The sequence below is a fragment of the Neisseria sp. P0022.S010 genome, from assembly GCF_051956635.1.
This window is the reverse complement of sequence record NZ_JBQCXF010000100.1, coordinates 1-9,338: the sequence shown is the minus strand read 5'-3', so window position 1 is coordinate 9,338 and position 9,338 is coordinate 1. Positions and strand designations below refer to the sequence as shown.

Sequence of the window (9,338 nt, the reverse complement as noted above, 5' to 3'; positions counted from 1 at the left end):
AGTTCGCACCCTTCAAGCCTGCAACATCGCGGGCGTATTCAATCAGGGCAATTTGCATACCCAAACAGATGCCCAAATATGGTACGTTGTTTTCACGCGCATAGCGTACGGCGGCAATTTTGCCTTCTACGCCGCGTGAACCGAAGCCGCCCGGCACCAAAATCGCGTCCATGCCTTTGAGCATGGAAACGTCGCCATTGCCCTTCTCGATGCTTTCGCTGTCGACAAAGGTAATTTGTACGTCGGTTTCAGTGTGAATACCGGCGTGTTTCAGGGCTTCGATCAATGATTTGTAGGACTCGGTCAAATCAACGTATTTGCCGACCATCGCGATTTTGACGGTATGTTTCGGATTTCGAATCGCGTGAACGATTTTCTTCCATTCGGTCAAATCGGCTTGTTTGACATTCAGCTGCAACTGCTCGGTAATAATGCTGTCGATGCCTTGGTTGTGCAGCATTTCAGGGCATTCGTAGATGCTGTCCACATCGTAGCTGCCCACGATGGCACGTTCTTCAACGTTACAGAACAAAGCAATCTTACGGCGCTCGTCCGCAGGCATTTCTCTGTCCATACGGCAGATCAGGATGTCCGGTTGCAAACCGATGCTCAACATTTCTTTAACGGTATGCTGGGTCGGTTTGGTTTTGATTTCGCCGGCGGCGGCAATGTAAGGCACATAGCTCAGGTGGGCAAACAATGTATTGTTGCGGCCGAGCTGGCTGCGCATTTGGCGGATGGCTTCCAAGAAAGGCAACGATTCGATATCACCGACTGTACCGCCGATTTCAACAATCGCCACATCATAACCAGCCGCGCCTTCATGGATACGGCGTTTGATTTCATCAGTAATGTGCGGAATCACTTGTACGGTACCACCCAAATAGTCGCCGCGGCGCTCTTTGGCAATCACGTTTTCATAGACTTGGCCGGTACTGAAGCTGTTACGGCGGGTCATGGTGGCGTTGATGAAGCGCTCGTAGTGACCCAAGTCGAGGTCGGTTTCCGCGCCGTCATCGGTCACGAATACTTCGCCGTGTTGAAAAGGGCTCATGGTACCCGGGTCAACGTTGATATACGGGTCGAGTTTAAGCATGGTCACGTTCAAGCCACGCGACTCAAGGATAGTAGCAATAGAAGCGGCGGCGATACCTTTACCCAAAGAAGATACAACGCCGCCGGTTACGAAAATAAATTTAGTCATGATGTGATACCCATGTTGGAATGTGTGATTTTAACTTGAAGCAGCATATTCTGGCAAACGGCAAAAGCTTCAGGCCGTCTGAAAACAGCGTTTTCAGACGGCCTTATCATACTGATTCTATATATCAGCGCAGCTCGCGGCGCAGGATTTTGCCAACGTTGGATTTTGGCAACTCGTCGCGGAATTCGATGTCTTTCGGCACTTTATACGCCGTCAGTTCTTTGCGGCAGAAATCGATCAGCTCTTCCTTAGTCAAAGACGGGTCTTTGCGTACGACGAAGACCTTAATCGCTTCGCCGGTTTTCTCACTTTTCACGCCGATACAGGCGACTTCCAAGACTTTGTCGTTTCCGGCCACCACTTCTTCGATTTCGTTCGGATACACATTGAAACCGGATACCACAATCAAATCTTTTTTGCGGTCCACCAGCTTCAACCAGCCTTTTTCATCCATCACAGCAATATCGCCGGTCTCTAAAAAGCCGCGTGCATCGATTGCTTTGGCGGTTTCTTCCGGACGGTTCCAATAGCCTTTCATCACTTGCGGGCCGCGTACCCACAATTCGCCCGGCTGTCCGATAGGCACTTCTTTGCCATCCGCATCACGCAATTCGACCTCGGTTGAAGAAACAGGCAGACCAATACCGCCGCTGTAAGCTTCGATATTCAAAGGATTACAACATACGCCCGGGCTGGCTTCGGTCAAACCATAAGCTTCCACAATCGGCGTACCGGTAATTTTTTTCCATTTTTCCGCCACGGCTTTTTGTGTTGCCATACCGCCGCCCAAAGTCAGCTTCAAACGGGAAAAATCAACTTCGGCAAAATCCGGACGGTTGACCATCGCATTAAACAGGGTATTCACACCGATGAATACGCTAATCGGCTCTTTTTTCAATTCACCGATAAACCCTTTCATATCGCGAGGGTTGGTAATCAGGATGATTTTAGAACCGGTATTGGCGAAAATCATCAGGTTTACCGTCAAGGCAAAGATATGATAAAGCGGCAACGCGGCAATGACCGTTTCTTTGCCTTCGTGCAGGCTATTTTTAATCCATTCTTTCGCCTGAAGCATATTGGCGCAGATATTGCCGTGACTAAGGACGGCGCCTTTCGCCAAACCGGTTGTACCGCCTGTATATTGCAGCAAGGCAGTATCGTCGCGCGTCAACTCGACTGGTTTGAGCGTATTTGCTGCACCTTGCTTCAAGGCCGTCTGAAAAGTCACGGTATTGGGAATGCGGTATTCCGGCACCATTTTTTTCACTTTGCGGATGACAAAGTTCATCAACACGCCTTTAATCATGCCGAACATCTCACCGACCGACGCGACAATCACATGTTTGATTTGTGTACGCGGCAACACCAATTCCAGCGTATTGGCAAAGTTCTCCAACACGACAATCGTTGTCGCGCCGCTGTCTTTCAACTGATGTTCCAACTCGCGCGGCGTATAAAGCGGATTCGTATTCACTGCCACCAAACCTGCCTGCAAAATACCGAAAAGCGCAATCGGATATTGCAAAACGTTCGGCATCATAATCGCCACACGCTCACCGCGCGGCAGTTTCAATACATTTTGCAGGTAAGATGCAAAATCGGTCGCCAACTTGCCTACTTCGGCATAAGTCAGTGTTTTGCCCATATTTTGAAAAGCAGGTTTATCTGCGAATTTCTCGACACTTTGACGGAATACGTCGCTGATGGAGCTGTATTGAGAAATATCGATTTCAGGGTTTACGCCTTGTTCGTAGCTTTTGAGCCAGAGTTTTTCCATATTAATCAGTCTTTTATTGAGTCGTTTTTTGAAATCGAGGCCGTCTGAAGGCTTTATTCAATCTGCCGCTTCGTTTTCAGACGGCCCTTGTGTTAAGCAGTAATGATGACAGGCTTGTCGGTGGACATGATGATGCCGCCGCCCAAGCACACATCGCCGTCGTACAGTACCGCTGATTGTCCGGGGGTTACCGCCCATTGCGGCTCGTCAAAGATAAGCTCGATGGTTTCATCATCTAAGTAACGCAACGTGCAAGGCGCGTCAGCCATACGGTAGCGCGTTTTGCAGGTATAGCGGCCTTCTTTCGGACGGTCGGGCAATGTGAAACTCAAATCGTTCATAACCAGGCTTCGAGTATAAAGCAAAGGATGGTCATGGCCTTGTACGACAATCAGTTCGTTTTTGGTCAAATCCTTGGCCGCGACAAACCATGGTTCGCCTGCGCCGCCGATACCCAAGCCTTTGCGTTGGCCCAGCGTGTAAAACATCAAGCCGACGTGTTCGCCAACCACTTTGCCTTCAGGGGTAACCATTTTGCCATTATTGGTCGGCAGGTATTTTTGCAGAAATTCGCGGAACGGGCGTTCGCCGATAAAGCAAATGCCGGTACTGTCTTTTTTGGTTGCAGTCGGTAATTTGAATTCTTCGGCAAGACGGCGGACTTCAGGCTTCTCCAACTCACCCAATGGGAAAATTGCGCGCTCAAGTTGGAAAGGTTTGAGGCGGTACAGGAAATAGCTTTGGTCTTTGTTTTGATCCAAGCCTTTGAGCAGGTAATGCACGCCGTTGCGAACTTCTTTGCGGGCATAGTGTCCGGTGGCAATGGTATCGGCGCCCTGCTCGATGGCATAGTCCAAAAAGCATTTGAATTTGATTTCGGCATTGCACAAGACATCCGGGTTTGGCGTGCGGCCTGCGCTGTATTCTTTGAGGAAATAGGCAAATACGTTGTCTTTATATTGTGCGGCAAAATTGACGATGTCGATATCGATTCCGATGATATCGGCAACGGCAATGGCATCAAAGGAGTCTTGTTTGATGCTGCAATACTCGTCGTTGTCGTCATCTTCCCAGTTCTGCATGAACACGCCGCTGATTTGATGGCCTTGCTGCTTGAGCAGGGCCGCGGTAACGGATGAATCGACGCCGCCGGAAAGGCCGACGATGATGTTTGTTGGTGTGTTGGTAGTATTCATGAGCGGAATGTGGGTTTCAAATGCATTTTTTAAAGCGTAATTTTAGCACATTTTGATTTAACGACAGAAAAGGCCGTCTGAAAGCCCAATGACTTTCAGACGGCCTTTATATGCAAATTCAAGCAATTAGTGCTGATGCGCGCCACCGTGACCATGGCCGTGACCGTGATCCATGCCGGATTGCGGTGCGGTTTTCACTTCCAGCTCGACAGTTTGGGGTTTCGCGTTTTTGAATTTCAGGGTTACAGGTACTTTTTCGCCTTCTTTCAATTGTTTTTTCAGACCCATGAACATAACGTGGTAGCTGCCTGGTTTCAGTTCGGTTACGCCTTTCGCAGCCAAAGGCACGCCGCCTTTAACTTCGCGCATGCGCATAACGCCGTTGTCGTTCACGTGAGTGTGTACTTCAACACGTTCGGCAACAGGGCTGCTGCCGCCTACCAAGAAGTCTTGTTTGGCTTCATCGTTTTGGATTTTCATGAATGCGCCACCCATTTTCATACCTTCAACGGTAGAACGTGCCCAACCGTCTTCAATATGGATACCGGCTGCAGATACGGAAGTTGCCAAGCCTGCCAGAATCAGGGTTGCCATTAATTTTTTCATGTTTTGCTCCTTATGTTTGCCACATGGCTGGAATATACGGCCTTCATCTTACAACCGAAGGCCGTCTGAAAACTTTGATATAGATTAACTAATACTATCTAATCCTAATGAATTACCATATTACCACATTTCTAAGCAGTTAATGCAACAATCCAAACAATAAATAACATGAACAAAGCCATCAGTTGCGCGGCCGAGCCGGCATCTTTGGCACGCTTGGCCAGCTCGTGTTTTTCAGTAGAGGTATGGTCAACGGCTGCCTCGACGGCGGTATTAAACAATTCGGTAATCAGTGAAATAAACGATGCGACAACAAGCACCATTTTAGTGAGCGGGCCGAAATCAAGGAAGAAAGCCAAAAAAATTAAAATCAGGTTCAACCAAAAAACTTGGCGAAATGCACTTTCATAACGGTACGCGGCAGCCAGTCCGTCTTTGGAATAACCGAACGCATTAATGATGCGCTTAATGCCGTTTTTACCTTTTTTTTCAGATGCGTAGGAAGATGGTTCCATCATATTCTCAACATAAAAAGGCCGTCTGAAGAGAAACGGTCGGGTCAATCTTCAGACGGCCTTTGGTTCTATTGTTTTGCCCAAGATGCAACGGCATCTGCGAACATGGCGGCAACGTCGAAATCTTTTTGCTTCATGATTTCTTGGAAGCCGGTCGGGCTGGTTACATTGACTTCGGTCAGGTTGCTGCCGATGACATCCAAACCGGCAAGCAAAATACCGCGGCGCTTCAATTCAGGCGCAAGGGTTTCTGCAATTTCACGGTCGCGCTCGCTCAATTCCTGTGCCACGCCGCGACCGCCGGCAGCCAAGTTGCCGCGTGTTTCGCCGTTTTGCGGAATACGCGCCAAAGCATACGGAACAACTTCCCCGCCAATAATCAGAATGCGCTTGTCGCCATGTACGATTTCAGGAATATAACGTTGCGCCATGATGGTGCGTGAATCAAGCTGCATCAGGGTTTCAAGGATACTGCCGATATTGGGGTCGGATTCGGTCAGACGGAAAATGCCCATACCACCCATGCCGTCCAACGGTTTGATGATGATGTCGCCGTGTTCTTTCAAAAAGGCACGGACATCGGCGGAACGTGTGGTAACCAAAGTCGGCGCGGTAAACTGGCTGAAGTTCAAAATCGCCAATTTCTCATTGAAATCACGCATTGCTTGTCCGCTGTTAAATACTTTTGCGCCCTGCTGCTGTGCCAAAGTTAAAAACTGGGTTGCATACAGATATTGCATATCAAACGGCGGATCAGTGCGCATAATGACCGCATCGAAGTCTTTCAAGGCCGTCTGAACTTTTGCCTCTGCTTTAAACCATTCGTGATCGTCATCGTTCTTCGCGCCGACAAACTCAAATGCCGCTGCCTGAGCCACTACCAAACCTTCACGGACGGACAATTCTCCGCTCAAGGTATGAAAAAGCTGCCAACCGCGCTTTGCCATTTCACGCATCATGGCGTAAGTAGTGTCTTTATAGGTTTTAAAACTTGCCATCGGATCGGCGATAAACAGGACTTTCATCAAAATTTCCTTGTAAACAGACGATATAATCATACCTTGTATTCTGCCTGCCTGAAAAGGTGGCAAAATATAGAAAAGGCCGTCTGAATCCTATTTTCAGACGGCCTTGAAGCTTTTAGGCGGCTGCCAAATGCAAGAGTTCGGCGGCATGGCTGCGTGTGGTATCGGTAATGATTTCGCCACCCAGCATACGCGCAATTTCCTCAATGCGCTGATGATGGTTCAAGACGCTGATTTCGCTAACGGTTTGTTCGCCTTCGCTATGCTTGCGCACCTGCCAATGGTTTTCACCGCAAGAGGCGACTTGAGGAAGATGGGTTACCGCCAAGACTTGATGTTTTTTACCTAAGGCACGCAAAGCTTTACCGACCATTTCAGCAACACCGCCACCAATACCGGTATCCACTTCGTCAAAAATCAATGTCGGCACTTGCGTGTATTGGCTGGCAACCACTTGCAAAGCCAAGCTGATACGCGCCAATTCGCCGCCGGAAGCCACTTTGTTCAAAGGACGGGACGGATTGCCTTTATTCGCTGCCACTTGGAATTGCACCTGTTCCAGACCATGCGCGGTCGGCGAAGACGGCAACAAGACGATGTCAAAACGTGCGCCTTTCATGGCCAAATGTTGCATATGCTCGGTGGTCTCTTCACCCAAACGGCCGGCTGCCTGATGGCGCATGGCAGAGAGAATATGCGCGGCTTCATGGTATTCGGCAAGATTGCGTGCGACTGCATTTTCCAAGGCTTCCAAATCAGCAGCCGCGTGCAGGTTTTGCAAGCGCTCGTCGATTTCCGCCAACTTTTGCGGCAACTCTTCCGGCTCAATGCGGTATTTGCGCGCCATACTCATCAATTCGCCCATACGGCTTTCTTGTGCGGCCAATTCATTAGGATCGATGTCGCTGCGACCAGCCACATCGCGCATATTGGCACTGATTTCACCCAATTCTGCTTCAATACTTGCCAACATATTCAGGCTCTCGGCAAAGCGCGGCTCAATGTTTTGCAGATTGCCCAGCAGTTTTTGGCATTGATAGATTTGACGTTGGATGCCGTTGTCTCCGTCTATACTGTCGCCCACCTGCTCGGCGGTTTGCAGCAATTCGGCCGAATGCGCCAGGCTGTCATGGCTTTGGCTTAAGGTTTCCCATTCGTTGGGTTTGAGCTCCAATTGGTTCAATTCATTAAACTGCCATTCCAAACGCTCGCGTTCGATGGCCATGGTTTCTGCCTGCTCTTGTGCTTCTTGCAGTGCCTTTTTCGCATTGACCCAATTTTGATAAAGCTGTTTGACCGTTTCTGCCTGCTCTTTGCTGCCGGCAAATGCGTCCAACAACTCGCGTTGCGCAGACTCTTGATTCAACGAATGATGGGCATTTTGGCCGTGAATATCGATTAACTGCTCGCCAATGGCCTTCAGCTGCGCCAATGTTACTGCCTGATTATTGATATAACTGCGGCTTTTACCCTTGGCATCGATAATACGGCGGATGCTGAGCTCTTCCGCATCTTCTTCCAAAAGGCCTTGCTCCTGCAGCTGCGCTTTCAGTTCAGACAAACCGCTGATGTCGAACAAAGCCGACAACTGCGCTTCTTTGGCACCGCTGCGCACTTGGCTGTAATCGGCTTTATCGCCCAACAACAGGCCAATTGCATCCAGAGTAATCGATTTGCCTGCGCCGGTCTCGCCCGTCAATACGGTAAAGCCGTTTTGAAAATCAAGATTCAGGTTTTCAACAATGACAAAATCACGCAAAGAAAGTGCCAACAGCATTGCAGTATTCCTTAGTAAATTACCCGCAACCATGCGGAATAGCTTTAGATAAGCTGATTATAACTAAGATTTTTTATAGTTTAAATCAGATTTTTCTTATGATTTATCTAAGATATTTATTTTAAACAAATTATTTTTTAAGAAACTGCTAAACGCACCACGCCATATTGTTACCCTGGCTGGCTTATTCAATGATATAAAGCGTTCATTTAATACTATAAAACGCTAGAATAACTAACACAAAGGCCGTCTGAAACACAATTATTTCAGACGGCCTTTACATTCAAATCAGTTAATCAGTCTGCTTCCTGATTCTACTGCTTCTTCAGCCTCCTCATCGCCTGTCGGCGGCGTTTCCATCAAATCAGGCAACACCAGCTCGCCCAATTCAGTCAGTGGCGGCAATTCTTCCAAACTTTCCAAACGCAAATCGCTTAAGAATGCTGCCGTTGTTGCCCACAATGCCGGACGGCCGACAGAATCACGGTGGCCGATGACTTCAATCCAGCCCCTATCCTGCAAGGTTTGCATGACATTTTGCGACACCGCCACGCCGCGTATGCCTTCGATATCGCCACGCGTTACCGGTTGCTGATAGGCAATAATCGCCAGCGTTTCCATCACGGCGCGGGAATAACGCGGCGCGCGCTGCTCTTGCAGGCTGCCCAGTCGTTCAAACGCGGCTTGGGCGATTTGGAAGCGCCAGCCCTCATGGGTATGCACCAGTTGCAAAGCCCTGTCCTGCCAGCGAGCCTTCAGTTGCGCCAACACATCAATCAGCTTGTCTTGCGACAACGGCGGCACGCACAATTCGCGCATGGCTTTTTCGTTTAAGGGTTCGACTTGTGTCAACAGCGCCGCTTCAATCAGCGCATCGGGAGAAAGTTTTTCAGTCATAATAAAATCAATGTTCAGACAGCATAAATAGCCAAAGGCCGTCTGAAATACAATATAGTCAACAGTTTGTTATGCACTCAAATGCGCTTTCAGTTTTTCCTCGTCCAAAAACCAATGGCAAATTTCGGTATCGCCATCCAGCAAAACAGGCACCAGCTCATTGTACTTTTCTTCTAAAACCGGATCGGCATCGACATCAACAATATCCAGTTCAAATCCAAACTGCTCCTGATAAGGCTTTAATTGTTCGCGCATTTTGTGGCACAGGCTGCAATATTCCCGAAACATCAAGGTCAGTTTCATGGCGGTTACTCTCGGAGGGACAAAAGCGGCCATTG

The 9,338-nt window shown here is 48.8% G+C and carries 9 protein-coding genes; all 9 read right to left on the bottom strand.

Annotated features, from left to right (window positions below; genetic code table 11):
- On the bottom strand, window positions 1–1,204 hold a 1,204-nt coding region (locus ACTHUT_RS10150; RefSeq protein ID WP_440418774.1), incomplete at its 3' end, for a CTP synthase.
- 124 nt (window positions 1,205–1,328) lie between these two features.
- Window positions 1,329–2,984 carry an AMP-binding protein gene (locus tag ACTHUT_RS10145; RefSeq protein WP_070584327.1) on the bottom strand — a complete coding sequence of 552 codons (1,656 nt, stop codon included), beginning with the start codon at window positions 2,982–2,984 and terminating at the stop codon, window positions 1,329–1,331.
- Window positions 2,985–3,076: 92 nt separating this feature from the next.
- Window positions 3,077–4,180 carry a tRNA 2-thiouridine(34) synthase MnmA gene (gene mnmA / locus ACTHUT_RS10140; RefSeq protein ID WP_070584326.1) on the bottom strand — a complete coding sequence of 368 codons (1,104 nt, stop codon included), beginning with the start codon at window positions 4,178–4,180 and terminating at the stop codon, window positions 3,077–3,079.
- Between the two features lie 126 nt (window positions 4,181–4,306).
- On the bottom strand, window positions 4,307–4,786 hold the full coding sequence (locus ACTHUT_RS10135) for a copper chaperone PCu(A)C (protein ID WP_070584325.1): 480 nt from the start codon (window positions 4,784–4,786) through the stop codon (window positions 4,307–4,309).
- 131 nt (window positions 4,787–4,917) lie between these two features.
- Entirely contained in the window at window positions 4,918–5,301 is a 384-nt protein-coding gene (locus tag ACTHUT_RS10130; RefSeq protein WP_070584350.1) for a diacylglycerol kinase, read from the bottom strand.
- A 68-nt stretch (window positions 5,302–5,369) separates the two neighbouring features.
- Window positions 5,370–6,326, bottom strand: a complete 957-nt coding sequence (gene gshB / locus ACTHUT_RS10125) for a glutathione synthase (protein WP_070584324.1) — start codon at window positions 6,324–6,326, stop codon at window positions 5,370–5,372.
- 115 nt (window positions 6,327–6,441) lie between these two features.
- Window positions 6,442–8,103, bottom strand: coding sequence for a DNA repair protein RecN (gene recN, locus ACTHUT_RS10120; protein ID WP_070584322.1), 1,662 nt, complete (start codon window positions 8,101–8,103; stop codon window positions 6,442–6,444).
- A gap of 288 nt (window positions 8,104–8,391) precedes the next feature.
- Window positions 8,392–9,000: an SMC-Scp complex subunit ScpB gene (gene scpB / locus ACTHUT_RS10115; protein ID WP_070713016.1), complete on the bottom strand. Its 609-nt coding sequence runs from the start codon at window positions 8,998–9,000 to the stop codon at window positions 8,392–8,394.
- Between the two features lie 69 nt (window positions 9,001–9,069).
- Complete coding sequence (locus tag ACTHUT_RS10110; protein ID WP_070461515.1) at window positions 9,070–9,303, bottom strand: glutaredoxin family protein; 234 nt, start codon at window positions 9,301–9,303, stop codon at window positions 9,070–9,072.
- Window positions 9,304–9,338 lie beyond the last annotated feature (35 nt).

Coding starts and splice junctions, on each gene's coding strand:
- ACTHUT_RS10145 (WP_070584327.1), bottom strand. CDS start 2,984: ATGGAAAAACTCTGGCTCAAAAGCTACGAACAAGGCGTAAACCCTGAA.
- mnmA (WP_070584326.1), bottom strand. CDS start 4,180: ATGAATACTACCAACACACCAACAAACATCATCGTCGGCCTTTCCGGC.
- ACTHUT_RS10135 (WP_070584325.1), bottom strand. CDS start 4,786: ATGAAAAAATTAATGGCAACCCTGATTCTGGCAGGCTTGGCAACTTCC.
- ACTHUT_RS10130 (WP_070584350.1), bottom strand. CDS start 5,301: ATGGAACCATCTTCCTACGCATCTGAAAAAAAAGGTAAAAACGGCATT.
- gshB (WP_070584324.1), bottom strand. CDS start 6,326: ATGAAAGTCCTGTTTATCGCCGATCCGATGGCAAGTTTTAAAACCTAT.
- recN (WP_070584322.1), bottom strand. CDS start 8,103: ATGCTGTTGGCACTTTCTTTGCGTGATTTTGTCATTGTTGAAAACCTG.
- scpB (WP_070713016.1), bottom strand. CDS start 9,000: ATGACTGAAAAACTTTCTCCCGATGCGCTGATTGAAGCGGCGCTGTTG.
- ACTHUT_RS10110 (WP_070461515.1), bottom strand. CDS start 9,303: ATGAAACTGACCTTGATGTTTCGGGAATATTGCAGCCTGTGCCACAAA.